The sequence below is a fragment of the Ruegeria sp. AB8 genome (assembly GCF_056542605.1).
In genome coordinates this window covers 11,660-37,594 of sequence record NZ_JBQGAB010000028.1, presented here as the reverse complement: position 1 = coordinate 37,594, position 25,935 = coordinate 11,660, and the positions used below count along the sequence as shown (strand labels likewise).

Below are 25,935 nucleotides of genomic sequence, written 5' to 3'. Positions count from 1 at the left end.
CTCATCTCCACTCCTTGGCGGTTACGATGAGCCAGAAACCCTCTCTTATCAAATCTACTTAAACTGTCCCATTGGTGCTGACGTCAGACAGCAGATGATTTCGCCGCGACCCAATCGGGGGTGGCAGAGGTTGTTATTCCGCCCGGTTCTTCAGTGATCGGCCAGACTCCGATTGATTTGCGTCTCCGTCAGACACATGGTTTGTCTCTGTTGGCCATTCAGCGCGGCGAAGAAACACTGAGCCATGTAGAAACCGAAGATCATTCAGCCACGCATATCGGGCAAGTCCCTTTGCAGGCGGGTGATACGTGTGTCGTGCACGTGCAATGGGACCGTCTGACACGACTGAAGTCAGACAGGGATTTTGTCGTAGTAACTTCGGACTTTCCCCAAGAAGAGTTACGCCCACACAAGGTCGGATGGGCGCTTGCTTTCTTCCTAATAGCGTTGAGCTTAATTCTGTTTTCTGATCTGCGCTTGTCATTATGCCTGTTGATCGGCGCTATTGGGATGGTGTTGAGCCGGGTGCTCTCGATTGACGAAGCCTACGAGTCGATAAGTTGGAGCACAGTCTTTCTACTGGCTTCGCTGATCCCGTTGGGCCAGGCAGTTCAGAACACTGGCACTGCGGATTGGATTGCCGCGCATGTGGTGGCCCTCCTGAAGGGGTGGCCGATCTGGTCTTTGCAAGCAGGGATCGCCGTTTTGGCAACGGCGTTCACGCTGGTCATGTCCAACGTAGGTGCAACTGTTCTGCTGGTGCCGCTGGCGGTTTCTATTGCCGTATCAGCGGGTGGTAACCCGGCCGTATTTGCTCTCACCGTGGCAATTTCAACGTCCAACTCATTTTTGATCCCAACACACCAGGTGAATGCGTTGATCATGGGCCCAGCAGGCTATCGGGTGGTCGATTTCGTTCGCTCGGGCGGAATCATGACTCTCCTTTTCTTGGTTGTTTCAATGACCGGACTTGCGCTTTTCTTCTGAGCCGCTTCTCGGCGACCCGCACAATGAACTCTGCTTCAGCTCAGAAGAACTGGCAAGATGAGGTCTTGGAGGCCAATCCTTTTGTTGGAGCAGAAAATCCGAGATCTATACAAATGGACTTTCGCTGCGAGAAAGAGAAGAAGGGCGGCGAACAAATGCAAACCTGACGTCGACATACGCTGGTACTGGACCGTCTTTGTTTTATCGATCACTGTTGCTTGGCCAATACCGTCGGCATATTGGAGAGTTCACAATTAAGTTCCTTCGAACACCTGACCATCGGTTTGACGGGTTGCCAGATTTCGCATTCGGCCCGAATTATCTTGATGTGGATGATACCGAAGGCGGTCGTCTCCGAATGCACTATTTGGACGAGGGACCGGAACAGGCACCGCCCGTATTGTTGATGCATGGAGAGCCAACCTGGTGCTTCCTGTATAGGCACATGATTCCGTTATTCAAGGATGCGGGCCATCGAGTTCTGGCTCCTGATTTGATTGGGTTTGGGCGGTCGGACAAGCCAACCGAGCGATCCGACTACACCTACCAACGCCATGTAGACTGGATGTCCGAGTGGTTGCGGAAAGTTGACCTGACTGGCATCACATTGGTGTGTCAGGACTGGGGCGGACTCATTGGCTTGCGGCTGGTTGCAAGTATGCCCGAGCGTTTCTCTCGTGTGGTTGTGGCGAACACGGCCCTACCTACCGGTGACGTGCCCTTGGGTGAAGCATTTCTTTCATGGCGAGAATATTCACAATCCGTGCCTGAATTTAATTCGGGCCGTATTGTATTCGGCGGTACAACATCGAAGATTTCCGATGAAGAGGTTGCAGCCTATAACGCACCGTTTCCGGATGCGCGCTATCTGGCAGGCGCTCGCGAGTTTCCAGTGTTGGTGCCCGACAAACCCGACAGCCCAGCTTCAGAAGCCAACCGAGCCGCATGGAAAACCCTCAAGACCCTCAATACTCCGTTTCTGACCGTTTTTGGAGAAGATGACAGGGTTATGGCGGGCGTAGAAAAACTGTTCCAAAAGTCGATCCCTGGGGCAGTTGGTCAAAATCATACCGTTTTGCCAAAAGCCGGGCATTTCATTCAAGAAGATGCCGGAACAGAATTGGCACATGCGACTCTGAAATTCATCGAGCAAACCTAGCGGCTATCAGTCGGTGTAACTCTTTGGAATGCTCGCCTTGAAAAGATGTTCGATTGCGGAACAGTTCCCGGGCCGTACGCGGCTGCCGAAAGTTCTACTGCATTACAGCTAAGATGACCCCTTCGATTCAATTGCTTTGCTGATAGCGAGGACTGTACATCGTAGCCAACTGAAGAAGCGATCTAGTGATTGCTCTCGCGGCCTCAACTCACACCAAATTTGCGACGCAAATGCTCAGCTAAGGCTGTTATGCGACGTGGTTGGGCTCGGCTCGGCGGAAACATCATTTGCAAAGGTTTCGGTGGTGGGAGGAAGTCGCGCAAGACAGAAATAAGTCTGCCAGATCGAACATCGTCGCTGACATCCAGCTCGGACTTCAATACGACCCCATGGCCTGCAATCGCCCAATCGCGAATGAGTGAACCATCATTGACTATTCGGTTTCCATCTACCGATACCCGCTGGGCATTTGGTCCTGATCCAAACTCCCAAACGTTGTCGATCATGTCGCCAAACCTCATGACCAAGCAGTTGTGGTTTAAAAGATCTTCTGGTTTTTCAGGCGTTCCGAATAAGGCTAGGTAACTTGGGGACGCACATACGAAACGTTGGTAGCTTCCTAAATTTCGTAATCTGAGCGAGCTGTCTGTGATGTTGCCGAAGCGAACGGCGAGGTCAAAACCCTGGCCTACGAGGTCGACGTAGCCGTCTGAGAGGGACAGTTCGATTGAGACGGCAGGGTTCTCTTCGGTGAATTCGGCAATAACCTCGGAAACAAAGCTCCGCCCCAAATCGATAGGCGCGCTTATGCGAATTGGACCAGACAGAGTTTCGGCGCCGTGCCGAACAAGTGTATCCAGGTCCGCAACCTCACTGAGTACGCTTTTTGCTCCGTCAGCTAGTGTCCGACCTTCTTCGGTCAGGCTAATTGACCGGGTGGTGCGGTTGAACAAAACCACTCCGTAATGTGCCTCCAGAGCCGCGAGTCTCTCGGACACTGTCGTGCTCGACATCCCAGTTGCGCGCGCCGCAGCCACAAGACTGCCTTTCTCGGCTATAGTCAGAAACAAGCGAAGATTGTCTAAAAGCATTAAACGGAATTTCCGGATTATATGTTCGATCTCGATCTGTTTATCCCGAAGGGACTGCGGCGTAAATCTGGCACATCGCACTAGAACACAAGGGACCTATTCCAATGGCCAAGCTGACAATCGTCGCCAACATCAAAGCCAACCCCGACAAGATCGACCTCGTAAAGGGTGAGCTGATCAAGCTCATCGACATAACCCGTGCCGAAGAGGGTTGCATCAACTACGACCTGCACCAGGACAACGACAACCCGGCCCATTTCGTATTCTACGAAAACTGGGAAAGCAGGGAGCTTTGGCAAACCCACATGGGTGCTCAGCACCTTGCGGCTTACCTGGAAGCAACAGAGGGTGCCGTTGCAGGATTCACGTTGAATGAAATGACAGTCATCGGTTGATACAGAACCGAACAAAGGAGCACTTTATGAAAGCCGTGGGATACCGTGAGACAGGGTCGATTGATCGGGCGGACGCCTTAATCGACTTCGAGGCCGACAAACCGACGCCGAAGGGGCATGACTTGTTGGTGAAAGTGCAGGCCGTTTCAGTGAACCCGGTCGATACGAAAATTCGGCAAAAACGTGCTCCTGTAGGTCCAGCACCTGATATTTTGGGGTGGGACGCAGTAGGCATCGTCGAAGCAGTTGGCGAAACGGTTGAGACTTTCCGTCCGGGAGATGCAGTTTGGTATGCCGGGGCAATAGACCGACCGGGAACCAATGCCGAGTTTCATCTGGTGGATGAACGTATTGTCGGATCAGCGCCAAAATCCATACCGGCGAAAGCAGCTGCGGCGATGCCGCTAACGACGCTTACTGCCTTTGAGATGCTGTTCGACCGCTTGCGAGTCCAAGATGCCGTTTCCGGCGGAACCAATACGTTGCTGGTTATTGGTGGCGCAGGCGGTGTCGGGTCAATCACCATTCAATTGGCGCGGGCTCTCACTGACTTGACGGTGATTGCCACTGCGTCCCGACCCGAGACGCAAGACTGGGTTCGAGAGCTTGGCGCACACCATGTCATCAACCATGCGGAACCTTTGGGCGCGCAACTCGGGGCTCTCGGTATCGAAAGCGTGGATTTCATCTATTCAACGAACCAGTCCGAGCTATACGCATCTGAAGCTGGAGAGGTGATGACACCTCAAGGTCGCTTTGGGTTGATTGATGATCCTGAAACCTTCGACATCGCGCCGTTCAAACCCAAATCGATCTCATTGCATTGGGAGTTCATGTACACTCGGTCGCTTTTTGGGACTGGAGATATGAATCGTCAAAGCGAAATCCTGAATCAGGTCGCCGCGTTGATAGATGATGGAGAGATCAGATCTACAGCGACTGAAACACTTGGTAGGATCAATGCTACAAACTTAATGAAAGCGCATGCTATCCTCGAAAGCGGCAAGGCCAAAGGAAAGCTCGTGCTTGAGGGTTTTTAGATGAGAATTGAGCGGCTGGATCATGTGAATATCGTGACCACAAGGTTGCCTGAGATGGTTGCTTGGTATGAAGAGGTCCTGGGTTTGAAACCTGGGGTCCGCCCTGATTTTCCGTTTCCCGGAGCTTGGTTGTACGCGGGTGATGAAGCCGTGGTTCACCTTGTGGGTCACGAAGGAACGCCAAATGTTGGCTCTGAAGTGAAGCTCAAGCTCGAGCATTTTGCGCTCTCAGCCACAGGGTTGAGAGCATTCGAGGAAAAACTGATCTCGTGTCAGATCCAGTATCGCAAAACTGACGTCCCGGGCGCCCGAATGGTCCAAATCCATGTGGCCGATCTTGATGGGAATCATATTCATATAGACTTCGAAGAAACCGAGTAAGTGTCCAACTCTATTAATAGTCGGAGCGCAAATTTAAGCTGTTAAACTCTTGGCAATTAGTGGTCGAGATCTTTGCCGGGTTGCTTCCAAGAATTACGCGGACCAACATTTTTGGGCGGTACAAACGTCGATTTGGAGATCAGTATGCCGGACCCCAAAACAAACAAGAAAAACGTCATCGCTTTCTACGAAATGATGTTCAACGCGTGTAGACCAGCCGAGGCCATAGCAACCTTTGTTGGTGAAACCTATACGCAGCACAACCCGCATGTTGGCGACGGCAAGCAAGCCTTTGTCGAGTATTTCGAGCGCATGGCCGCCAAATACCCGGGAAAGCGCGTGGACATCAAACGTGCCTTTGCTGAAGGCGATCACGTTGTTCTGCATTGCCATCAGATCTGGCCCGATGGTCTCGAGTACGCAGGGATCGATATTTTTCGCCTGGACGTTGACGGTAAGGTTGTCGAGCACTGGGACGTTCTTCAGGAAGTTCCAGCAAACAGCGAGAATGACAATGGCATGTTTTGACTTCGCCGTTCTGACTGCGGAGCATGGGAATTCGAAAGGTCCTGTCGGCTAAACCACGACAGTCAAAGGGTATAAGTCTGATCCAAGAAACCCACCCAGGCGTATCCATCAAGAACCCTTTAGCAAGGAGAAATATATGCTCCCGAAGTGTATTCTCGTGGCGACCGTCGGATTATTTGCGGCCACGTCCCTTCAGGCTGGTGTGCAAATTCGATTCATAGAAGGCGCACCCAAGGACCGTTTTGTTCTGACAAACCTCGGAGCTTGCGAAGTAGAAGCTTCGACCCTCAAAATTGACTTGTCGCAATCCGCCGGACGTCTGATTTTCGACGTTACCGAAAAGGGTGCGGGCGTGGAGGTATTCCAACCTCTCGAATTCGCTGAGGGTGCGGATTCTCTGCGGCAAATCCCAGCGGTCGTGGACGGGCAAGATACAATTGAACTTGAAATCGCCTCCCTCGCAGCCGGGGACACACTCGCCTTTACCATTGATGTCGATGACACTATCGGGCAACGCGAAATCACCGTAACGGGGTCGGAGATCGAAGGCGCCACGGTGTCATATACCGATGCGGATAAGACCAGTACGGCGACCTTCTCTTCCGAAGCACTTGTCAACGTTACGACCAAGGACTGCTGAGAGCTATCCTGCAATGTCGAACTGGTTGATCCGCATAGCATTTCTTGCGCTCGTGTTGGGAGGTGGCATCCTGATCGGTACACTGACTGCACCTGGCGATTGGTATGCGCAGCTTTCTAAACCGGCTTTCAATCCACCTAATTGGATTTTTGGACCGGTTTGGATGGTGCTATATGTCTTGATCGCTATGGTTGGTTGGCGTCAGTTTGAAACAGACCGAAGCTCGACCGCCATGAAGTTGTGGTGGGCGCAGATGGGTCTGAACTTTTTGTGGTCCCCAGCCTTTTTCGTACTGCAACTTCCGTGGTTGGCCCTTGTGGTCATTGTCGCGCTGTTGGTTGTCATCGTCATGTTCATCGCTCGGATTAGGAATTCAGATCAGGTCTCCGCATTGGCCTTCGTGCCGTACTTCGCGTGGGTCGCATTTGCCACGGCGCTGAACCTTTCCATTGCGATACTGAACTGAGAAGGAACAATATGCGTGTCAACTTCATTGGGCTTGTTTCAGGTCTTGTTATCATCGGATGCACAATGGCTCAGGCTGATGGAAAACTGACCGAAGACTTCTCCAAGTCTCCGGAGACGCGTTGGGATTACGTTGCCGACACCGTCATGGGAGGGGTTTCTTCAGGGCAGGTGCAGTTTCGTTCGGAAGGTGATGTCGCATTTGCGCGGCTGACCGGAACCGTGAGTACAGAAAATAATGGCGGCTTCATCCAGTTCCGACGCAAGTTGTCTGATCGACCAAATGAGGGTGTATCAGGTGTCAGGCTACTTGTACGGGGGAACGGCGAGCAATACTTCGTTCACCTCAGAACACGTGGTACGGTGCTCCCGTGGCAATACTATCAGGCCGCGTTTGCAACTTCTGACGAATGGACCGAAGTCTCTTTACCTCTGTCAGGCTTCAAAGCTTCAGGTGCCATGTTACGCGCTATTCCCGTTGCTGACGAAATCACCTCCGTCGGAGTTGTAGCCTTCGGGCGCGATCACGAGGCCCGCGTAGATGTCAGCGAGATTGGTTTCTATTGAAGTTCAGGTTCCGAAATTCACCTCGGTTGCCAACCAATGCGAAACTTGAGGTTGTTTTGTCTGACGGCGCCGATTTCGCGGAAACGTCGACCGTCCGGCTGCAGGGTTGGCGGTTTTGACGCAACGTCATTTCGAACGTACTCTGGTAGCAGCGAAGCGCAAACGAGGACCATGTCTGATCCCGAGAACATAAATGAATCCGTCGCGGAACCTAGGTCGCACGCTGTAGCCGATGGTATCGGAAGGGCAACGGAGGAATTCAGAATTTCGATGCCAATGGGGATCGGGGCCGTTTTGGCTGCACTTGCCTCTTTGGCCACGTGCTATTCCGGGATACTGGTGACTTATTTGGTTGGCTATGAAGCGCTTTCCATAAACCCACATGTGCAAGCGGTGCTCATGTGGGTGCTTGCTTTGTTGGCGGTCAGTTTCTTGTGGAGAGACCGTAAACGACATGCCAAAGAGCTTCCACTCGTCCTTGGTGGGATTGCTGCCCTTATTTTGATTATCACGCTGTATTTCGGCTATGACGAACGCGTCGAAGCGCTCGCCTATGTACTTTTGGTGATTGCAGCTTTGCTAAACCAGAACTTTATACTCGATGCGTTAAACCACAAGGTTCGTGACCAGACGCATGAAATAGAGGCATTAAACGAAAGGCTTACCGAGAAGGTGAAGCGCCAGGAAGGCGAAATTGACAGGCTGGGGCGACTTAAACAATTCCTTGCGCCTCAGGTGGCGGAGCTTGTCGTAGAAGAAAATTCTGAAGAGCTTCTTAAAACCCATCGTCAATACATCTCTTGCCTATTCTGCGACATCCGCAATTTCACCGCCATTTCCGAGGCGATTGAGCCGGAAGATGTCATTACCCTTCTCCAGCAATTCCACGATGAGGTCGGTCAATTAGTTGCCCAACACAAGGGGACGATTGGATACCGAGCTGGAGATGGTTTGATGGTCTTCTTCAATGATCCGGTTCCCTGCGAGCAACCCGTCCTGCAAGCCGTGCGGTTGGCTAAAGCAATAAGCGAAGCCTTTGACAGAATTCGAGCACCCTGGCAGAGGCTTGGGCATGCGATGGGTTTGGGTATCGGGATCAGCAGCGGTTACGCAACCCTTGGGCTTATCGGGTTTCATGGTCGTGCCGACTACACCGCTATCGGCGGCGTGGTGATCACTGCATCGAGGCTTTGCGATTTTGCCAGCGACGGGCAGATCCTTTTGAACCAACGGGCGCTTTTAGACATAGAAGATTATGTGGAGGCAGAAGAACTGGAAGAAAGAGAGCTGAAGGGCATCGGTAACCCCGTGCAGATTTTTCGTGTTCTCAGTCTCTCTGATCAGGCAAAGTGATGCGCTTTGTCGTTAGGAGTTCACGCGTTCTTTGTTTTATTCGCTGCGGTGCCAGTTCCCTAATTCGTGAGCGCTATTCCGTGGACCCAAACGGAGCTTGCGACTAGCATCAGTGATTACACAGCACGAAGGGAGACACAAATGTTGAAGTTCACCAAACGAACAACTGCCCATGGGGTTGCTGCACTCTTAATCTGCTGTTTCACAACGGCTGTACAGGCGCAATCGGTGGGTGACGAGATGTCGTTTTTCATAACTAGTGTGGGCAAGGGGGACGGGGCTAATCTAGGCGGCCTCGAAGGCGCCGATGCCCATTGCAATGCACTCGCTTCCGCGGCCGGTTCTTCCAAGACATTTGCGGCCTATTTGAGTACCTCAATGTCCATTGATCGCAGCACCGACCCGATGACAATCACCAATGGCATTTCTGCACGCGACCGGATCGGATCGGGCCCCTGGCACAATGCCAATGGAGAGCTCATCGCCAACAATGTTGAAGACCTGCACAGCGACAGCGTGAACATTAGTCTACAGAGCGCGCTCGACGAAAATGGTAACCCCGTCAATGGGCGTGGCAGTCAGCCGAATAAACATGACATTCTGACCGGCTCCGATTCTGCTGGATACTTCTCGACGGCAGGTGGTGACACGACTTGCAGTAACTGGACTTCGAATAGCGAGGACGGATCTGCGATTGTTGGGCATCATGATCGTATCGGTCTCAATGATGCTCGAAACATGGTGTCCTGGAACTCATCGCACGGCTCGCGTGGATGCGGGGAGGAACATCTGCCTCGTTCTGGCGGGGCGGGCCTGTTTTATTGCTTCGCAACCGACTGATCAGGCGGCATTGGTACGCGCGTCGTCCGTGTTGCGCCTGATATTGCCTGGTCAGTTGTTGGGGTCGTGTTCTGGAAGCGTTTTTTGGGGTGCATGCTGCGACCGAAGCATCTTGGGCCGGGCAGGACAAATTGCGAACCATGGCGCCAATCGGCGAGCGTTTGGAATTGACGGCGGAAAGGGTCGTTTTCGGGGGAAGCAGGGACGGGGCATTTTGGTTTGGGAACGCCTGAAGAAGTAGGCGTCAGTGGCAATCCGCGAACGATCACTTCGTTCGCTATTTGACAAACGAATAAACCGCAGAGGACGAATTGAGCGATCAGCATCGGCCTTGAACCTACGTGCCGGTTTGTAGGCGACAGATCTACTATCACTGGACAGAGTCAGAACTGCTGGTGACTGTAAAAGCCACTTTCAGCGGCGGAGATACTCTGTGGAACATATTGCACAAATGACCATGGGGTACTTGCTACACCTGTCCGTCATCAGGGATTTTGGGACAGATGGCGTCCTGAGCTAAGAGATGGTCGGCGCATCTGATTGGTTTGATTATGCGACGGATTTGCGGTGAAGCAAGCGCCGGGTTTCGATTGTCTTCCGTTTGATCCTTTCTCGTTGTTTCAGAATGGTCTGGCCGCGCCCGAAGTAGACATTGGCCGGTGTGAGGTTTTGCAGGCTCTCGTGATAGCGCCGGTGGTTGTAGTGATTGACAAGGGCGTCGATCTGCTGCTTGAGATCACTGGGCAGGTAGTAGTTTTCCAGCAAGATGCGGTTCTTGAAGGTCTGATGCCAGCGCTCGATCTTACCCTGAGTTTGCGGATGGTATGGTGCCCCTCGGACATGATCGATTTCCTGATCTTCCAGCCATTCAGCAAGTTCACCAGAGATGTAGCTGGACCCGTTGTCGCTGAGCGGCCGTGGCTTGTGGAAGTCGGTCGCCTGGGCACAGCCCGAAGCCTGCAAAGCCAAGTCCAGCGTATCGGTGACATCACTGGACTTCATCGTCGTGCAGAGCTTCCATGCGATGATATAGCGGCTGTAGTCGTCGAGGATCGTCGAGAGATAGAACCACCCCCAGCCGATGACCTTCAGATAAGTGAAGTCGGGCTGCCACAGCTGGTTCGGTCGGGTCGTCTTTTCACGAAACTCGTCGGCCGCCGATAGAACCACATAGGCCGGGCTGGTGATCAGGTCGTAAGACTTGAGGATGCGATAGACCGAGGCCTCTGACACAAAATACTTTTCCGTGTCGGTGAATTGCACGGCCAGTTCGCGCGGCGACAGATCGCTTTCCTTCAGAGCCAGGTCCTTGATCTTCTCACGCATAGGCTGCGGAATACGGTTCCAGACCCGTGAGGGCTTGGGACTACGATCCTCAAGCGCCTCAGGACCACCCGACAGATACCGGTCGTACCAGCGATAGAAGGTGGTCTTCGGGATGCCCAGCTTGTCCAGTGTGCGTTTGGTCGAGAGATGTGACCCTTCGACGAGGCGGATGATCTCCAGCTTTTCGGATGCAGGATTCCTCATTCGCCATCTTCCCCATCCGCGATCATGCTTTTTTTGAGCAGTCGTAGTTCCAACGCCTGTTCGGCCACGACCTCTTTCAGGTCACGTGCCTCGCGCCGCAAGTCCTTGACCTCAGTCGATGTCGCTGCACGCGCCGTGTCGCCCGCCAGACGTTTCTTCCCAGCTTCGAGGAACTCCTTGGACCAGCTGTAGTAGAGGCTCTGTGCAATGCCCTCACGCCGGAACAACTCGGCAATGCTCTCTTCGCCCTTCAGGCCATCCAGCACGATCCTGATCTTCTCTTCCGCTGAATACTGCTTGCGGGTGGCTCGACGGATGTCTTTAACGATCTTCGCGCCGTGGCCCTTACAGGTTCCGGGTTTCTGTCTCATCTCCACTCCTTGGTGGTCACGATGTGCCAGAAACCCTCCCTTATCAAATCGGCCTAAACTGTCCCGTTGGTGCTGACGTCAGACACGCGCGTACCATGCCTTTGCTTTTCCAACCGTTCTATCTCGGCTTTCAACAACGCAATCCTCTGCGATGTCTGATGTTCCGCGATCAGATCGAGGAACATCTTGGTTTTACCGCCATGTTTCATGCCATAACGCTCATAGACTAACGCATTAAACGCATCCAGTTTCGCCTTAGGGATCCGGAACTGGATGTGCTCAAACTGTTCGGTCTCTGTTTTTGTCATCGAATCCATCCTTGTCGCCTGAGCATAGCAGACCGACGCCTCTGACGCCGCCATGACTGTGGCACGGTCCTAGCGCACAAGTACCTGCCGGCATTTTTGACATTCATCAGTCATATACTGATCACGACGGGCGGGTCTGGCATTCCTACCGACCTAACAAATTCCTGTCGTTGGCTTTTATTCGGACTAACCATTCCAAAATCCTCTGCTGGTCCCTTGAGCTTTTGGACTGATCATTCCATATGTATGCCATGAGCAAAGAAACTCTTCAATTTGCAGACATCAAGTCGTCCGCAGGCCCGGGTAGGCCTCGTGCCTTTGACGAAGCTGAGGCTTTGGAAAAAGCCTTGTGCGTATTTTGGCACAAGGGCTACGAGACCGCGTCCTTGGAGGATCTGACCAAGGCTATGGGTTTGAGCCGTTCCAGCTTTTATGGAGCATTCGGTAACAAGCAGGCTTTGTTTCACAAGGCCCTCCGCCACTATTCAAGACGTGCAGTGAAAACTCTGCGTGCAGTTGCAGACACTGGTGGGGAAGATCCCGTTGGATCGATTTTGGAAGCTTTGGCGAACCCGCAAGGCGGCCGTGACGGCTGTATGTTGATAAACTGCCTTATTGAGCTTGCGCCGCGTGATGATGAAGTGGCGGCTCTCGGGCGGCACCATTTGGAGAGTATTGACGAGATTATTGCGAGAGCACTTGAGCCCTCAGATCCGGTCCAGGCACTCGGCAAAGCGCGCGCCTATTCTTGCCTTGCAATCGGCACGTTGGCATTGCGCAAGGCGGGCGTTCCCGCTGAGCAGATATCGCAAACCCTGAAACAAGCCCGGTTGGTGATTTCGCCAAAAGGCCTCCCGCCACCATAAAGAAATGAAACCTGACACAAACTCAAACAACGGACAGTGGCCCTAATATTGGACCAATTGGTCCAATAATATCTGAACGAAGTTTACTAAAGAAGGAAGCAGCAATGGCTGATGAAAAACTGTTCTCCGGCATCAAAGCTGGTGCAATAGAACTGAAAAACCGCGTTGTCATGGCGCCACTGACCCGCAACCGGGCAAGAGCCGAGGATGACAGCGTCCATGAATTGCAGGCCAAGTACTACGCGCAGCGGGCGGGTGCTGGTCTGATCATCACGGAAGCTTCGCAAATCTCGCCCCAAGGCAAAGGTTATGCATGGACGCCCGGCATTTATTCCCAAGCACAGATCGACGGCTGGAATAAAGTGACTGAAGCCGTCCATGCTGAGGGCGGCAAGATTGTGATCCAGCTTTGGCATGTTGGCCGGATTTCGCATTACAGCTTGCAGCAGGATGGCGGCGCCCCTGTTGCGCCATCCGCAATTGGCGCTAAGGCCATGACCTTTGATGGCGAGCAGTTTGTCGAAACTTCGGAACCGCGGGCTCTGGCCATCGAAGAAATTGCGGACATTGTTTCCGACTACCGGAGGGCCGCGGAAAACGCCAAAGAGGCTGGTTTCGACGGTGTCGAGGTCCACGCAGCCAATGGATATCTGATCGATCAGTTCCTGCGGGACGAGTCCAACAGTCGTGAAGACGAATACGGCGGTCCTGTCGAGAACAGAGCGCGATTCCTGAAGGAAGTCATGGACGTGGTTGTCGACGTGTGGGGCGCCGACCGCGTTGGTGTTCGCCTCAGCCCGTTCTCGGACGCCAACAACATCTCCGACAGCGACCCGCAGGCGACGTTCTCCCATGCGATCAAATTGTTGAATAGCTATGGGTTGGCCTATCTCCATCTCGTGGAAGGACAGACCGGCGGCCCGCGCGATATTCCTGAAGGTGGCGATCTAAAGGCGCTCTATGAATTGTTTGACGGTGCGAAAATGGGCAACAACGCTTATGACCGCGAAATGGCGATTGAATCGGTTGAGGCCGGTGCCGTCGATCTGGTGGCTTTTGGCCGACCATTCATTTCCAACCCGGATCTTGTCAGTCGGCTGGAGAAAGACACCTCGCTGAATGAGCTGGATGCAACTACCCTCTACGGCGGTAATGAAAAAGGATACACCGACTACCCGGCACTGGAAGAGAAAGCGGTTGCCGCAGAGTGATGCATCACTCTTAACTCCTTGGTGACAGGCAATACCAAATAGAGTGAGCGCGCCGGTTTGGACGCGCTCACTTCGCGGGTAAGGCAATATCCATGCTGGAAGCGCGGATCTGTCACAAGTCTGCGAATAAACTGCTTCCTCATGATCAGGGTTGAATATTCCCAATCAGAATGCACTCTTGAATGAGAGGCACCTGGTTTTAGTTGAAGAAGTTGTGCTGTGTACTTGTTTCGGATGCGACTCTGGTCACGGTCGGTGGAAGAACGAATTTGTCATTTGCCGAAATAGAACCAACGCTGCTCAAAGGTCTCCGCGGTCACCACGTTCTGTATCGACAGGAGTGGCAAAGCTGAACACGTGGACAGCCTGAACTCTGGCAGATTGCACTTGGATGGAAAAAAATCCTCTCTCAGGAAATCTCCTGAAATGTTCGCGTAGGCGGCGTTAACGTAGGTAACTCAACAAAAAGTTGTGGCGAATGCATGCCCTATGCCGTAAGTCTGCATTGGGAAGCAGCGAGGCTCAAACGGCACATTGGGTCGCTGTGTGACCAGAAAACTTAGAACATAGAATATTCCCAATAATGCTGAATGCAATTTTGAATTCAAAGTCCGGGCGGCTTCATGCTGATTCAGGCGAGAAAATTTCGTGGCGAAAGCTCTTCCGTGAAAATGAAGATCTTGTAACCGCTACTGTTATTGAGCGGTTTTCTTACATGAACCCGGTGGAGGTTTGGCGCATCCTATCAAGTGCTGCCAAGGGGCAACTCCCAAGATATCGAGTGGCAGAAGTCACTAAAATCGAGTTTTGGCCACTTTGGTCCCATGAGGAACGTCAAAAAGGCGTCGAGCCAGACGTATTCATCGAGTTCAGCCTAGGAGATCCAGCGCGCCTAATTCATGTGATCGTCGAGGCGAAGCACGGTGCGCATCAACTCCATAACCAACTTATGGTTGAGATCGAGAGTTGGTATCAGTCTTTTACCGAAGCGGATAGCCACCTTCCTGAACAGATTTACATCTTGGCACTTGGCGGTTCTAGCGGACACATAGATCCGGCCAAATTTCACCGCTCGGTTAAGGCCAAAATGCCGCTCGTACCATTTTCCGGGCTTGTCTCGATTGGTTGGGATGAGCTTGCAAAGGCAGTGAGCGAAGCGAGGGTAGACAGCGGGAGCATCGCGCCATCGCAAACCATTGCGGTTGATCAAGATTATCCCGCTCAACACACGCCGGTCATCGACACGCGGCTTACCGTGAGACTTGGGAAAGAAGGGCTCAAGACGCGCCATCTGCGCGTCGGTCAACCAGAAAAGATCAGACATGTTCACCGCTCGTTTTTCAGCCGTGAATCATGCCGACCGCTGGAAATCAATGGGTCCTGACCCTACTGCCAGCCCCAACCGTATGTTCACAAATCAAGCTTTTCATTTTTCGAGATGTCGAAAAACGCCACTGCTCGTTTTCCTTGGGATGGCGGTCAGTTACCGCGCTTGGCAAACGGGGCGAAAAACGCCCGTGGGGCTTTCAACGGGTTTGCGGCGAACGAGAAGAGAAATTAGTTTGGGCTACTTGGTAGCGACCGGATATATGAATCCGTTCACTGGGTAGAAACTGCCATACCGGCCCGGCTGACTTTCAACCCGGACCAGCGTCCAGTCATTGTTTTTGGATACGTCCCTGACGCCCATTTTCAATGATACCTTATTGCGGTGCCAGTTCGCGTGGTTCACGATAACTTCCCGCTCGGTGACAATATCGGACACGACAGCCACATGGCCCAACGGCATTCCTCGGGTAGCCCGAAACGACATCACCGCACCGACAACCGGTTCATTGCCCCGCTGAAAAATATTGTGCGCCTTGCCCCACCAGTCCTTGGCGTTGCCGCGAATTTCGATGCCGCTGAGGCTTCGTGCATAGGGTACGCACCACACCCTTTGCCCCCCGGCCTGCTTTTGTGAAACCTCGCGCAACGCCATTGACTGACGTTCCGGATTGAGTTCCCTTTCGGATGGGTTTTGGGCACAGGCAGAAACAAGAATGAAAAGCCCCAACGCAATCGCGGTTCGGGCAGTGCCGAGCAAAAACGGCCGATTCGTATTCGTTTTGCGGGCGCTGGTGTGCAAGTCGCTTCTTTGCCTGTTCGAAGACTTTCGAGGCTTTTACGGTGATCCGATCCGAAATGAAAAGAGGCTTGCCAACTCCCCGGCAAGATTTTGCCAGTTCCCCGCACGAATTTAGGCCAATAGCCGAGGTGGAAGACGTATTTCCCAAAAAAGGAGATTGAGCACTGTGTAGCCAAAAAAACCCTCCGCCAATTGGATGGCGAAGGGTATGTGCAGACTACAGAGCCTAACCAAAGATTACTTTGTCATCTCCGGCTGCATGATCAGTGCGACCGCAATCGCCTTGCCATTGAGCAGCTTTGCGGTTCCGAGCCTCAACTCAAGCTGCATCCAGAATTGCGACAGGGTCAAAAGCTCAGGGGTGCGGTGTCTGCTTGTTTGTCGGAACAAACTTGAACTTGGGTAAAAAGCCCGATGACTTCGATTTTCACATGGTTCATTTTTCTTTCCTATCTTTGGTTCATTTGCGCACGCACGGATTTGATCCCCAACGCGGATGCGCGGTAAGGACTACCGTTTTTCGAGCGAATGAAGCGGCGCTTCAAAAGGCGCTTGAAGACGCCAAGGCTGCAGTCGGTCAGGATATGACCGTCGCGCGTGTAACAAATGACGTCGTGGATTTTGCCGTTTTCCAGGCGCTCATGATGGATCGACCCGCCAAGGGCGAGCTCGTGCAAAACACGCTGTTCGTACTTTGATATATTCATTGGGATGTCTCGATCTTACGAAAGCACAGAAACAGGTTCACTCAGCATCGCGCGTGAGTGTGCCTATCAATGTTGGTGTTCCTGAGTTTGGGTCGTCAGGAACGGGCGTTAGGCCCGGGTCTCTTTCATAAAATCTCCGTTGCACGAGGCGGTATGCCTCAGGCGGTTGTCGACTTAGTCATCCGCCCGTCATGTGTCAAGTTGTATGAAAAATAGTCCTGGTGCGCCCATTTCTGGCATCTTCGCAGGACTCGTGAACGTCTCTTACGGCGCAAGAAATATGCAGTAATGTTGCTGCACTTTACATGCCGTAATATTACTGCATATTGAGGCCATGAAAGATGATCAGCTCGACCTAATCTTCAAGGCACTTTCCGACAGCACCCGCCGCCGCATCATCGACCGTCTGAGCAGGCAACCTGCCCAGTCGCTGTTCGAAGTTTGCGCCGCATCGGTTGCGGAGGATGGTGTTGCGTTGTCCCGGCAGACGGTTTCCCAGCATCTGGCGGTGTTGGAGAAGGCAGGCTTGATCGAAGTTGAATGGAAGGGCCGGACAAAAACGCACTCCTTGCGCGTTAGCGATGAGCACATCGCGGCTGCATCATGGCTCACAAATTACAAACCAAACGGATCCAAGACATGAAAATCTACGTCACCAGCATCCTTGTTGATGACCAAGACAAAGCTGAGAAATTTTACACTGAAACCCTGGGGTTCAAGGTCAAGCACAATATCTCATTGGGCGAAAACCGTTGGTTGACGGTCGTATCAAAGGAAGATCCCGAGGGGACCGAGTTGCTGCTTGAACCAAGCGACCACCCGGCGGTGGGGCCTTACAAAGCAGCCCTTGTTGCTGACGGTATCGCCGCGCATTCATTTCAGGTCCGGGACCTTGATGCTGAGTACAAGAGGCTGAGCGATCTGGGTGTGGATTTCGTCACCGAACCGATGGACGCTGGGGCAGTTCACATGGCTGTTTTTGATGACACGTGCGGAAATCTCATTCAGCTCATCCAAATGAAGGACGTCGCCTTCGCCTGAGGCTCGTGCGGATCAGTTTGCGATAGGCGCGAAAGACGGAATACCTCCCTCCCGACGATGATGGGATCGCTGTTGCCAAAGCAATGCATTGCGCGCACTTCGAGCACACGCATCGACAGGTCCCAGAAACCTTCTTTGTTGAATCCAGATTTCTCAATGAAGTGCTAACAGAACACCTGCAAAAGGTGCCGACGGCAGCTCGCTTCGTCATGTGTGTTTTGGCACGGCTCATCTGAAATGATCGGATCATGTGGCCTTGGGCTGTTTGCGGGGCAACGCTGATTCCGGGTCCCGCGAAGAAAACTCAGTGACTTCTATCTCATGCTCTCTAAACTCGAACCTGGTAATTTTCATGAGTTGACTGGGGAGCTTAACCTCACGTGGGTGAAAAAAGACCATCAGGAGAGACGGCAGGTCCTGCGTCGTCATCCGCGCAAAGTGAGGGGCTCAGCGTCGCTGATCAGCAGGCGCGGTTCGAAGCGACTGCGCGGGTTATGCAGGCAATCTCCGAGACCAAGGATGACGTGCAGCCGGTCTGCGATCTGATTGTAACGCTGGCAAAAGATCTCTGCGACGCTTTCTTCGCCGGTCTGGTTCTGGGGCGAGAAGGGGATGCCCTTCAGCAACTGGTGGCCAGCGTTAATCTGCACCCGGACATTCAACAGCTCTGGCTCGACGGTAAGTACACCATGGAGCCGGGCAATTCCCTTGTGACCGATACCATTCTCAGCGGCGAGACCAAACGCGTTGTCGATATGGGAGATACCGACTTTCACAAGTCCGGTGATGAGCGTTTTAAGCTGATTGTCGACACACATGGATGCCGCAGCAATCTGTTTGTTCCATTGAAACTGGATGGCGCGGCAATCGGGTGTTTGATGTTGGCGCGCAACGAAGTGCGCCCATACACCGATGATCAGGTTCGGCTGGTGGAAACATTCGCCGCGCAAGCCGTGATCGCAATCGAGAATGTTCGCCAATTCCGCGAATTGCAGACTCGCCTGGCGCGCGAGGGCGCCACGCGCGAAGTGCTTGAGGTAATAAGCCGTTCTCGGGAGGATGAAGCTCCGGTCTTTAAAACGATCCTCGAAAATACCGCCCGGCTGTGTGAAACCGATGTCGCGACGCTGAGCCTTTTGAATGAAGCGGGAACGCATCTAGAATACGCCGCCCATTACGGCGATCAATTGGCCACGTACGAGGTCGGTGTTGATCGCTGGTCGTTGGACTCAAATCTTCAGATTGCCGAGTCTGTGCGGGAAGCGCGGGTTATTCACAACGTCGATTTACGCCTGACAGACCATTACATTAACGGGGACCCTTGGCGCCGTCAGTTGGTTGATGATGAAGGTGTCCGCTCGTTTCTGACAGTCCCTCTGATTTCAGTGGACGGCGACCCGGTTGGCGTCATCGGGATTTATCGGCGCGAAGTACGCCCTTTCACCGATGACGAGATTGCTTTGGTCGAGAGCTTTGCAGCTCAGGCTGTCATCGCCATCGACAATACACGCCAAATGACAGAGCTGCATACTCAGTTGGAACGCCAAACGGCGACGCGGGAAGTTCTGACAGTGATCAGCAAAAGCCGGGACGACGATGCGCGGGTCTTTGAGGTGGTTCTTCAGCAGGCCACTCAGGTTTGTGGTGCGGATCAGGCCGCACTCATTCTGGTAAACTCTGCTGGAACCTGCGGAAGGCTCGTGGCGGCTTGGGGTCACCAAAAAGAAGGGGCTGAAATAGGAACGGAGTGGCCTCTCGAAGGTTCGTTTACAGCCGCTATCGCGATAAGAACAGGTCAGGTAGTTCGCGTCGACGATATAGCTGACACAGATTACTATCGCTCGGGCAACCCAACGGCGGTTGCGATGGTTGGGGTAGAAGGCATTCGGTCCCGCGTCGCAGTTCCGTTGATGCAGGGGGGGCAGGCCATCGGGGCCATCGCGGTCAGCCGCCGCGAGGTGCGTCCATTCGCCGACCCTGATGTGCAGCTAATCGATGAATTCGCCAGACACGCGGTGATTGCCATCGAGAACACGCGCCAGTTTCGCGAAGTTCAGGAACGGCTTGAGCGGGAGAAAGCGTCGCGAGAAATCCTTGAAGTCATCAGCCGCAGCCGCGACGACGACAAGCCGGTCTTCCACAGCATTCTCGAAAATGCCAGCCGTTTGTGCAAGGCACCGCTGGCCTTCTTGTGTGTCGCTGATCACGAACGCGGGCTTGCGACGATCCCGGCCAATATTGGCGCGAGAACCGATTTTGATGAAGCGCTCAGGGAATTCACCGAGCCTTTGACACGTACGGAACTGATCGCAATCAGGCCCATGGTCGATGGGCAGGTCATTCGTCGGGACAACATCGCCGATGATCCGCTTTATTACCGGGACCGCGACCCGAAACGGGTTCAGATGGTCGAGATCGAAGGAGCCCGCTCGGTTCTTGCGGTTCCGTTGATGAAAGGCGGCACCGGACTTGGGGTGATCGTGCTCTATCGCCGTGAAGTTGCACCGTTCTCAGATGACGACGTCGCACTGGTCCAGACCTTTGCGGCCCAGGCCGTGATAGCAATGGAGAATGTTCGCCAGTTTCGGGAGGTCCAGGACCGCACCGCAGAAGTTACGCAAGCGCTGGAATACCAGACGTCCACATCTGAAGTGCTGCGGGTTATTTCGGCGTCGCCAAACGAGTTGTCCCCCGTTCTCGATGCCATCCTCAAAGAGGCGTCGCGCATCTGCGAGTTGCAGGATGCCTATGTTGCGATGTTGGATCCGGACGACGGGCTCTTCCATGTTCACTCGACACTCACTCAGGACACGGCTTTTGCGGAATACGTCAAATCGCACCCTATTTCGCCCAGCGAGAGCGGTGTAAGCGGGCGGGCCATTCTGTCCAAACGCACAATCTATATCGAAGATGTCGAAGCGGACCCGTCCTACACATGGATGGAAGAAAGCGGCGTCGGTGAATACAAATCACTGCTTGGGGTGCCGTTGGTCAAGAACGGCAAGGTCGTGGGCGTATTATCGCTCGGGTCGCCGGAAGTTTCCGGGTTTTCCAAGAAACAGATTCAATTGCTGCAAACTTTCGCAGACCAGGCCATTATCGCCATCACAAACGCGAACCTATTCCGCGAGGTTGAGAAACGCACTGCGGAAGTAGAGCAAGCGCTGGAATACCAGACCGCCACGTCAGACGTGTTGTCGGTCATATCGCGCTCTCCGAACGAGTTGGAGCCGGTACTTGAGGAAATCCTGAAGGTCGCAAGCCGGATCTGCGAACCAAAATACGCTGCGATTTCGATCCTCAATCCGGAAGATAACCTTTACCACACGGACATCATGCTCGATTTTGACAGTGTTTTCATGAAGTTCATGAAGGCCAACCCTGTTCCGGCCGGTCACGGGAGCGGAATTGGCCAAACAGCAGCCCGAGGGGAAACAGTCTATTACAAGGACACGGAAGCTGACGAATACGCATGGAAAGAGGCAGCTCGCATCGGAAAGTACCGTTCGCTGCTAGGTGTCCCGCTGATCAAGGGCAAAGTGGTGGTCGGCGTGATCGTTCTCTGCCACGACAAGGTCGCGCCATTCAATTCAAAGCAGATCTCTCTATTAGAGACTTTTGCGGCCCAGGCCGTGATTGCGATCAACAATACCCAGTTGTTCGAAGAAGTTCAGGCACGTACGGCCGAAGTGGAAGAGACACTGAAGTACCAGACAGCCACGTCAGAAGTGCTGGATGTCATCTCCCGCTCGCCCAACGATCTGCCGCCGGTGCTGGATGCCATCCTCGAGGTTTCTTCGCGCATATGTTCACCGGAATATGCATTCTTCGCGATGCGGGACCCAGACGACGGGCTGTACCGGGTGGTCATGTCCCACAACGTGAGCGATGCGTTTCTGAAGTTCCTGTCAGACAACCCCATAGCTCCCGAAGAAGGCTCGTGCATCGGGCGAACGGCGTTGCATGGAAAAACAGTCTACATCGAGGATACGCGCAACGATCCGACTTACACATGGAAACAAGCGGCCGAGATGGGCGATTACCTGACCACTTTGGGCGTTCCGCTTGTCAAAAACGGTCTGACGCTTGGGGTCATCGTCATGGCGCACCGGCAGGCTTCGGCGTTTAACGACAAACAGATCAGCCTTTTGGAAACCTTTGCGTCTCAGGCACTGATCGCCATCAACAACACGCAGCTTTTCGAGGAAGTGCAGGCGCGCACCGCAGAAGTCGAAGAGGCCTTGCAATACCAGACTGCCACGACTGAAGTTCTCGAGGTGATTTCCCGATCTCCTGACGCATTGGAACCCGTGCTGGAAGCGTTGCTGGCGGTTTCGTCCCGTATCTGCCGTCTTCAGGATGCCTTCGTCGCCTTGAAGAAACCAGAGGACGGGAAGTATCATTTCTTTGCAGGGCACAACCTGTCAGACGGATTTACCGAGTTTCTGAAGGCGCACCCTTTTGAACCGGGGAACTCATCGGCGACCGCGCGTGCACTTCTTCGTGGACAGGCCGACTATGTCGAGGATACGCAGGCAGACCCTCTTTATGATCCGGTTCTGAAGTCGAACCTCGAAGGGTATCGATCCGTTCTTTCCGTGCCTCTGATACGTGACGGCGCCACAATTGGTGTCATCAGCATGGGCAGCCGAACGGCTGCTGCTTTTGACGAAAAGCAAATCAAGCAAATGGAGACATTCGCGTCGCAGGCGATTATCGCGATCCAGAATTCTCAATTGTTCAATGACACGCAAACTGCGCTCGCACGCCAGACGGCGAGTGCTGATGTACTGCGGGTGATCAGCCAATCGCCTACGGATACAACGCCTGTTTTTGAGATGATCGTAGAGTCCGCGACCCGGCTTGTTTCGTGTGATATGGCGATTGCAACCTTGGCCGATGAGTCATCCTGGTGGCAAGTGGCCGTGGCTTCACCGCACGGGTTGATACGCGACTTCGGACAGTCCCGTCACCCGCTTGATCCACAAGACAATTTCCAGTCATCGGTATTAATGTCGGGAAGAACACGGCATGTTTCCGACTTTTCATCACATGAACTGCCGAGATTGGCGAAGAAACTGCATAAGGAAAACGGAACCGAGGCTTACCTGGGTGTTCCGTTGATGCGTGCCGGCACCTGCCTGGGTGGCCTTGTGTTCATCAGGAAAACGAAAAAGCCATTCTCGGATGACGATATCGCCATGGCGGAATCTTTTGCCGACCAGGCCGTCATAGCAATTGAGAATGTGCGCCTATTCCGAGAAGCTGAACAAGCGCGCAAGGCCGCGGAAGAGGCAAACGAAGCCAAAAGCGCTTTTCTGGCCACCATGTCCCACGAAATCAGAACCCCGATGAACGCCGTGATCGGAATGAGCGGGCTTTTGATGGACACCGAGTTGGATGCGGAGCAGAGCGATTATGCCAATACGATCCGCGACAGTGGGGATGCGCTACTGGGTATCATCAACGAAATCCTCGATTTCTCAAAAATCGAGGCCGGGCAAATGGATATCGAGAACCATCCGTTCGACTTGCGTGAATGCATAGAAAGCGCGCTGGATTTGATCAGCGGCAAAGCTGCCGAAAAACAGCTCGATTTGGCCTATGAGTTCGACGACGCTCTGCCCCCGGCGATCAGCGCCGACTTGACCCGACTGCGGCAAATTCTGCTGAACCTTCTGTCTAACGCGGTGAAGTTCACAGAAAGCGGCGAAGTGGTCCTGTCCGTTGAGCGATCAGCCAAGGAGCGGGGCGCGTTGGAACTCACGTTCAAAGTTCGCGACACCGGAATAGGCCTGTCTGACAAGGGCATGCGCCGTCTGTTTCAATCTTTCAGCCAGGCAGACAGTTCAACGACCCGCAAATATGGTGGCACTGGTCTGGGTCTTGCGATCTCCAAGCGTCTTGCAGAGCTTATGGGCGGGACAATGTGGGCGGAAAGCGAAGGCGAAGGGCGTGGTTCTACCTTTGTGTTCAAGATCCGGGCCAAAGCGGCGAAGCCGGTGAAGTCATCATCTCGCAATCTGGTTGGCGTTCAGCCCGAGCTTGAGGGCAAGCGTATTCTGATGGTGGACGACAACGCCACCAATCGCAAAATCCTGGCTCTCCAAACCGAGAAGTGGGGCACCCAAACCACGACGTGTGAAACTCCGTCCGAAGCGCTGGGCCTGCTCGGCAACACCGACCGGTTCGATCTGGCTATCCTCGACATGCATATGCCGGAAATGGATGGTGAGGAACTTGCAGGAAAGATCCGCACAAAGCTGCCGGCACTGCCGATGATCCTATTCAGTTCACTCGGCCAGCGCGACATGGATCTTGAGGATGGGTTGTTTGCCGCCAACCTTGCCAAACCATTACGTCAATCGCAGCTATTCGATACGTTGGTCACATTGTTTGCGACCCAAAAGGTGCAAATAAAAGCGGCCAAGCCCCCGGACAAACCCCAAACAGACCCCGATATGGCAAAGCGCCACCCCCTGCGCATATTGCTGGCGGAAGACAATTTGGTGAACCAGAAACTCGCCCTCCGCCTGTTGGAGCAGATGGGGTATCGCGCGGATTTGGCCAGCAACGGCGCTGAGGCCGTTGAAAGTGTAAACCGGCAAACATACGACGTCGTGTTCATGGATGTGCAGATGCCCGAAATGGACGGGTTGGAGGCGTCCCGCCGGATCAACAAGGCTTTCCCCGATGGCAGCCGTCCTCGCATAATTGCCATGACTGCGAACGCGATGCAGGGCGATCGCGAGATGTGTCTGGACGCCGGTATGGATGATTACATCACCAAACCGATCCGAGTCCCCGTATTAATTGAAGCCCTTTTGAACTCCCCCCGAACAAGAAGGTGATCCATGACAGATAGCCCAATTGATCATGAAATCTTCATGGAACTCAAAGACGCGACAGGCGAAGACTTTGCTGCCGAGCTTGTGAACACCTTTCTCGACGAAGCCCCCGGAATGATAAGCGAATTGAAGGCAGCCGCGGGCGCGGCCGATGCCGACAGATACCGTCGGGCCGCACATTCCATCAAATCCAATGCAAACACATTTGGTGCAACGGCGCTTGCCGAGATGGCGAGGAAAGCCGAGCTTGGAAAGCCGCCCGTGGCCGGCGATCTTACGGATGCGAATGCGTTGGAGGTGGCCCTTAACACCGCAGCAGCGGCCCTTCGGAGCTTGATTGATGACTGACGCCCCCGGACATCTGCTCATCGTCGACGACAACAAGGTCAATCGCTTGCTGTTGTCCCGGAATGTCGAGCTTTTGGGTCACCAGGCTTCGGTGGCGGAAAACGGTCGGGTTGCGATGGAGATGCTGTCCAGTCAGCCTTTCGACCTGCTTCTTCTGGATATCGAAATGCCGGAAATGGACGGGTTCCAGGTTCTGGAGGCGATCAAGTCGGACACCGACCTGCGCGATTTGCCGGTGATTGTGACCTCATCTGTCGAAGGGCTCGACAATGTGGTGCGCTGCATTGAATTGGGGGCCGAAGACTACTTGCCGAAACCGGTCAACAAGACACTTCTCAGTGCACGCGTTTCCAGTGGCCTCGAAAAGAAAAGACTGCGGGACGAACAGAAACGTCTGCTTGAACGCTTTGCAACCACCGAAGTAGCCCAGGACCTGCAAGCGTCTGGCTTTGCCATCGGCGGAAAACGTGCCAACGCGTCGGTTTTGTTTTGCGATATCCGCGGCTTCACGACATTGTCGGAAAACCTAGCGCCGGAGGAAACCATTGATCTGCTCAATACCTTCTACACTTTGATGTTCGAGGCTGTGACCAGCAATGGCGGCATTGTCAGCCTGATGCTGGGCGACGGTTTGATGGCGCTTTTCGGGGTTCCGCAACCCCTGCCCAACTCTGCGCAAAGTGCCGTGGCGGCGGGGCATGAGATGCACAACATGATCGAAATGCTAAATCTCGAACGGTGCGCGGAAGGGAAAGATGCGTTGAAGATCGGCATCGGAATCGCAACCGGCGAGGTTGTTGCCGGATATGCCGGCACGGATAACCGGGCGACGTATACTTGCATCGGATCGACCGTAAACCTTGCGGCCCGTCTTGAAGCGGAAACTCAGCGAACCGGTAGCCGAATTTTGATAGATCAGGAAACACTGGGGCTGTTGGAAGGCGCCCATGTGGAGAAGACATTCGGCGGAACGAAGATCAAAGGTTTCTCTGATCCGTTCGACATTCACGCGCTTTGAAGGGTCGAGCAAACCTGGGGCAAATGTCCGTTTTTTTTGATTGGTTTCAGAGGTGTGAAGCCAACATTATAGAAGTTCCCAAAACATCTTCCGGATAGACAGTGGTTTTGCGA

22 protein-coding genes and 2 pseudogenes are annotated in these 25,935 nt (G+C 53.6%); 18 read left to right on the top strand and 6 right to left on the bottom strand.

Annotated elements, in window-relative coordinates; genetic code table 11:
- Positions 1 to 90 precede the first annotated feature (90 nt).
- Together ACR0CG_RS20990 and ACR0CG_RS20985 are read left to right on the top strand one after the other, a co-directional pair.
- Positions 91 to 987: pseudogene (locus ACR0CG_RS20990) on the top strand (SLC13 family permease); the annotation flags it as partial.
- A gap of 196 nt (positions 988 to 1,183) precedes the next feature.
- Positions 1,184 to 2,146, top strand: coding sequence for a haloalkane dehalogenase (locus tag ACR0CG_RS20985; protein WP_480527301.1), 963 nt, complete (start codon positions 1,184 to 1,186; stop codon positions 2,144 to 2,146).
- Positions 2,147 to 2,349: 203 nt separating this feature from the next.
- On the opposite strand, the gene ACR0CG_RS20980 is transcribed toward ACR0CG_RS20985, so the two are convergent.
- The gene (locus ACR0CG_RS20980; protein ID WP_480527299.1) at positions 2,350 to 3,237 is read right to left on the bottom strand and encodes a LysR family transcriptional regulator; all 888 of its coding nucleotides are present in this window, start codon (positions 3,235 to 3,237) and stop codon (positions 2,350 to 2,352) included.
- Between the two features lie 104 nt (positions 3,238 to 3,341).
- On the opposite strand from ACR0CG_RS20980, the gene ACR0CG_RS20975 reads away from it, so the two are divergent.
- The 9 genes from ACR0CG_RS20975 (at position 3,342) to ACR0CG_RS20935 (ending at position 9,446) form a co-directional block, all read left to right on the top strand.
- A complete protein-coding gene (locus tag ACR0CG_RS20975) occupies positions 3,342 to 3,632 on the top strand; it encodes a putative quinol monooxygenase (RefSeq protein ID WP_480527298.1) in 291 nt (96 codons plus the stop codon).
- A 26-nt stretch (positions 3,633 to 3,658) separates the two neighbouring features.
- On the top strand, positions 3,659 to 4,672 hold the full coding sequence (locus ACR0CG_RS20970) for a zinc-binding alcohol dehydrogenase family protein (RefSeq protein ID WP_480527296.1): 1,014 nt from the start codon (positions 3,659 to 3,661) through the stop codon (positions 4,670 to 4,672).
- Entirely contained in the window at positions 4,673 to 5,053 is a 381-nt protein-coding gene (locus ACR0CG_RS20965; protein WP_480527294.1) for a VOC family protein, read from the top strand. It abuts the gene before it with no gap.
- A 144-nt stretch (positions 5,054 to 5,197) separates the two neighbouring features.
- Complete coding sequence (locus tag ACR0CG_RS20960; protein ID WP_480527292.1) at positions 5,198 to 5,581, top strand: nuclear transport factor 2 family protein; 384 nt, start codon at positions 5,198 to 5,200, stop codon at positions 5,579 to 5,581.
- 136 nt (positions 5,582 to 5,717) lie between these two features.
- Positions 5,718 to 6,221 carry an aggregation factor core gene (locus tag ACR0CG_RS20955; RefSeq protein ID WP_480527291.1) on the top strand — a complete coding sequence of 168 codons (504 nt, stop codon included), beginning with the start codon at positions 5,718 to 5,720 and terminating at the stop codon, positions 6,219 to 6,221.
- A 13-nt stretch (positions 6,222 to 6,234) separates the two neighbouring features.
- Entirely contained in the window at positions 6,235 to 6,687 is a 453-nt protein-coding gene (locus tag ACR0CG_RS20950) for a TspO/MBR family protein (RefSeq protein WP_480527289.1), read from the top strand.
- An 11-nt stretch (positions 6,688 to 6,698) separates the two neighbouring features.
- Positions 6,699 to 7,253: a CIA30 family protein gene (locus tag ACR0CG_RS20945; protein WP_480527288.1), complete on the top strand. Its 555-nt coding sequence runs from the start codon at positions 6,699 to 6,701 to the stop codon at positions 7,251 to 7,253.
- A 171-nt stretch (positions 7,254 to 7,424) separates the two neighbouring features.
- Positions 7,425 to 8,606: an adenylate/guanylate cyclase domain-containing protein gene (locus ACR0CG_RS20940; RefSeq protein WP_480527286.1), complete on the top strand. Its 1,182-nt coding sequence runs from the start codon at positions 7,425 to 7,427 to the stop codon at positions 8,604 to 8,606.
- A 141-nt stretch (positions 8,607 to 8,747) separates the two neighbouring features.
- Entirely contained in the window at positions 8,748 to 9,446 is a 699-nt protein-coding gene (locus tag ACR0CG_RS20935; protein WP_480527284.1) for a hypothetical protein, read from the top strand.
- A gap of 549 nt (positions 9,447 to 9,995) precedes the next feature.
- Here the strand turns inward: ACR0CG_RS20935 and ACR0CG_RS20930 are convergent.
- Both ACR0CG_RS20930 and ACR0CG_RS20925 read right to left on the bottom strand, forming a co-directional pair.
- Positions 9,996 to 11,347, bottom strand: a protein-coding gene (locus ACR0CG_RS20930; protein ID WP_480527283.1) for an IS3 family transposase whose coding sequence is annotated in 2 segments (ribosomal slippage) — positions 9,996 to 11,011 and positions 11,011 to 11,347 — 1,353 coding nt in all. Because the reading frame shifts where the segments join, the coding sequence is not laid out codon by codon here.
- Positions 11,348 to 11,400: 53 nt separating this feature from the next.
- Positions 11,401 to 11,655, bottom strand: coding sequence for a hypothetical protein (locus tag ACR0CG_RS20925; protein WP_480527281.1), 255 nt, complete (start codon positions 11,653 to 11,655; stop codon positions 11,401 to 11,403).
- Between the two features lie 251 nt (positions 11,656 to 11,906).
- Here ACR0CG_RS20925 and ACR0CG_RS20920 point away from each other — a divergent pair, with 251 nt between their 5' ends.
- The gene (locus tag ACR0CG_RS20920) at positions 11,907 to 12,521 is read left to right on the top strand and encodes a TetR/AcrR family transcriptional regulator (protein WP_480527279.1); all 615 of its coding nucleotides are present in this window, start codon (positions 11,907 to 11,909) and stop codon (positions 12,519 to 12,521) included.
- Positions 12,522 to 12,625: 104 nt separating this feature from the next.
- Positions 12,626 to 13,732 (top strand): alkene reductase, encoded by a 1,107-nt coding sequence (locus ACR0CG_RS20915; protein ID WP_480527277.1) that lies wholly within the window; start codon positions 12,626 to 12,628, stop codon positions 13,730 to 13,732.
- A gap of 1,162 nt (positions 13,733 to 14,894) precedes the next feature.
- Here ACR0CG_RS20915 and ACR0CG_RS20910 read toward each other — a convergent pair.
- From ACR0CG_RS20910 to ACR0CG_RS20900, 3 genes and pseudogenes are all read right to left on the bottom strand, one after another.
- Positions 14,895 to 15,056, bottom strand: a pseudogene (locus tag ACR0CG_RS20910) (transposase); the annotation flags it as partial.
- A gap of 243 nt (positions 15,057 to 15,299) precedes the next feature.
- On the bottom strand, positions 15,300 to 15,713 hold the full coding sequence (locus tag ACR0CG_RS20905; RefSeq protein WP_480527276.1) for a CHAP domain-containing protein: 414 nt from the start codon (positions 15,711 to 15,713) through the stop codon (positions 15,300 to 15,302).
- Positions 15,714 to 16,309: 596 nt separating this feature from the next.
- The gene (locus tag ACR0CG_RS20900) at positions 16,310 to 16,567 is read right to left on the bottom strand and encodes a YjhX family toxin (RefSeq protein WP_480527274.1); all 258 of its coding nucleotides are present in this window, start codon (positions 16,565 to 16,567) and stop codon (positions 16,310 to 16,312) included.
- Between the two features lie 334 nt (positions 16,568 to 16,901).
- On the opposite strand from ACR0CG_RS20900, the gene ACR0CG_RS20895 reads away from it, so the two are divergent.
- The 5 genes from ACR0CG_RS20895 (at position 16,902) to ACR0CG_RS20875 (ending at position 25,822) form a co-directional block, all read left to right on the top strand.
- Positions 16,902 to 17,210, top strand: a complete 309-nt coding sequence (locus ACR0CG_RS20895) for a metalloregulator ArsR/SmtB family transcription factor (RefSeq protein WP_170612450.1) — start codon at positions 16,902 to 16,904, stop codon at positions 17,208 to 17,210.
- Positions 17,207 to 17,608, top strand: a complete 402-nt coding sequence (locus tag ACR0CG_RS20890) for a VOC family protein (protein WP_480527272.1) — start codon at positions 17,207 to 17,209, stop codon at positions 17,606 to 17,608. Before ACR0CG_RS20895 ends, ACR0CG_RS20890 begins: the two co-directional genes overlap by 4 nt.
- Positions 17,609 to 17,988: 380 nt before the next feature.
- A complete protein-coding gene (locus ACR0CG_RS20885) occupies positions 17,989 to 24,459 on the top strand; it encodes a GAF domain-containing protein (RefSeq protein ID WP_480527270.1) in 6,471 nt (2,156 codons plus the stop codon).
- A 3-nt stretch (positions 24,460 to 24,462) separates the two neighbouring features.
- The gene (locus tag ACR0CG_RS20880) at positions 24,463 to 24,804 is read left to right on the top strand and encodes an Hpt domain-containing protein (protein ID WP_480527269.1); all 342 of its coding nucleotides are present in this window, start codon (positions 24,463 to 24,465) and stop codon (positions 24,802 to 24,804) included.
- Entirely contained in the window at positions 24,797 to 25,822 is a 1,026-nt protein-coding gene (locus ACR0CG_RS20875) for an adenylate/guanylate cyclase domain-containing protein (protein WP_480527267.1), read from the top strand. Before ACR0CG_RS20880 ends, ACR0CG_RS20875 begins: the two co-directional genes overlap by 8 nt.
- Positions 25,823 to 25,935: the final 113 nt, after the last annotated feature.

Excerpts from the sequence above, each read along its gene's own strand:
- ACR0CG_RS20980 (WP_480527299.1), bottom strand. The coding sequence starts at position 3,237 with ATGCTTTTAGACAATCTTCGCTTGTTTCTGACTATAGCCGAGAAAGGC.
- ACR0CG_RS20975 (WP_480527298.1), top strand. The coding sequence starts at position 3,342 with ATGGCCAAGCTGACAATCGTCGCCAACATCAAAGCCAACCCCGACAAG.
- ACR0CG_RS20970 (WP_480527296.1), top strand. The coding sequence starts at position 3,659 with ATGAAAGCCGTGGGATACCGTGAGACAGGGTCGATTGATCGGGCGGAC.
- ACR0CG_RS20965 (WP_480527294.1), top strand. The coding sequence starts at position 4,673 with ATGAGAATTGAGCGGCTGGATCATGTGAATATCGTGACCACAAGGTTG.
- ACR0CG_RS20960 (WP_480527292.1), top strand. The coding sequence starts at position 5,198 with ATGCCGGACCCCAAAACAAACAAGAAAAACGTCATCGCTTTCTACGAA.
- ACR0CG_RS20955 (WP_480527291.1), top strand. The coding sequence starts at position 5,718 with ATGCTCCCGAAGTGTATTCTCGTGGCGACCGTCGGATTATTTGCGGCC.
- ACR0CG_RS20950 (WP_480527289.1), top strand. The coding sequence starts at position 6,235 with ATGTCGAACTGGTTGATCCGCATAGCATTTCTTGCGCTCGTGTTGGGA.
- ACR0CG_RS20945 (WP_480527288.1), top strand. The coding sequence starts at position 6,699 with ATGCGTGTCAACTTCATTGGGCTTGTTTCAGGTCTTGTTATCATCGGA.
- ACR0CG_RS20940 (WP_480527286.1), top strand. The coding sequence starts at position 7,425 with ATGTCTGATCCCGAGAACATAAATGAATCCGTCGCGGAACCTAGGTCG.
- ACR0CG_RS20935 (WP_480527284.1), top strand. The coding sequence starts at position 8,748 with ATGTTGAAGTTCACCAAACGAACAACTGCCCATGGGGTTGCTGCACTC.
- ACR0CG_RS20925 (WP_480527281.1), bottom strand. The coding sequence starts at position 11,655 with ATGACAAAAACAGAGACCGAACAGTTTGAGCACATCCAGTTCCGGATC.
- ACR0CG_RS20920 (WP_480527279.1), top strand. The coding sequence starts at position 11,907 with ATGAGCAAAGAAACTCTTCAATTTGCAGACATCAAGTCGTCCGCAGGC.
- ACR0CG_RS20915 (WP_480527277.1), top strand. The coding sequence starts at position 12,626 with ATGGCTGATGAAAAACTGTTCTCCGGCATCAAAGCTGGTGCAATAGAA.
- ACR0CG_RS20905 (WP_480527276.1), bottom strand. The coding sequence starts at position 15,713 with ATGGCGTTGCGCGAGGTTTCACAAAAGCAGGCCGGGGGGCAAAGGGTG.
- ACR0CG_RS20900 (WP_480527274.1), bottom strand. The coding sequence starts at position 16,567 with ATGAATATATCAAAGTACGAACAGCGTGTTTTGCACGAGCTCGCCCTT.
- ACR0CG_RS20895 (WP_170612450.1), top strand. The coding sequence starts at position 16,902 with ATGAAAGATGATCAGCTCGACCTAATCTTCAAGGCACTTTCCGACAGC.
- ACR0CG_RS20890 (WP_480527272.1), top strand. The coding sequence starts at position 17,207 with ATGAAAATCTACGTCACCAGCATCCTTGTTGATGACCAAGACAAAGCT.
- ACR0CG_RS20880 (WP_480527269.1), top strand. The coding sequence starts at position 24,463 with ATGACAGATAGCCCAATTGATCATGAAATCTTCATGGAACTCAAAGAC.
- ACR0CG_RS20875 (WP_480527267.1), top strand. The coding sequence starts at position 24,797 with ATGACTGACGCCCCCGGACATCTGCTCATCGTCGACGACAACAAGGTC.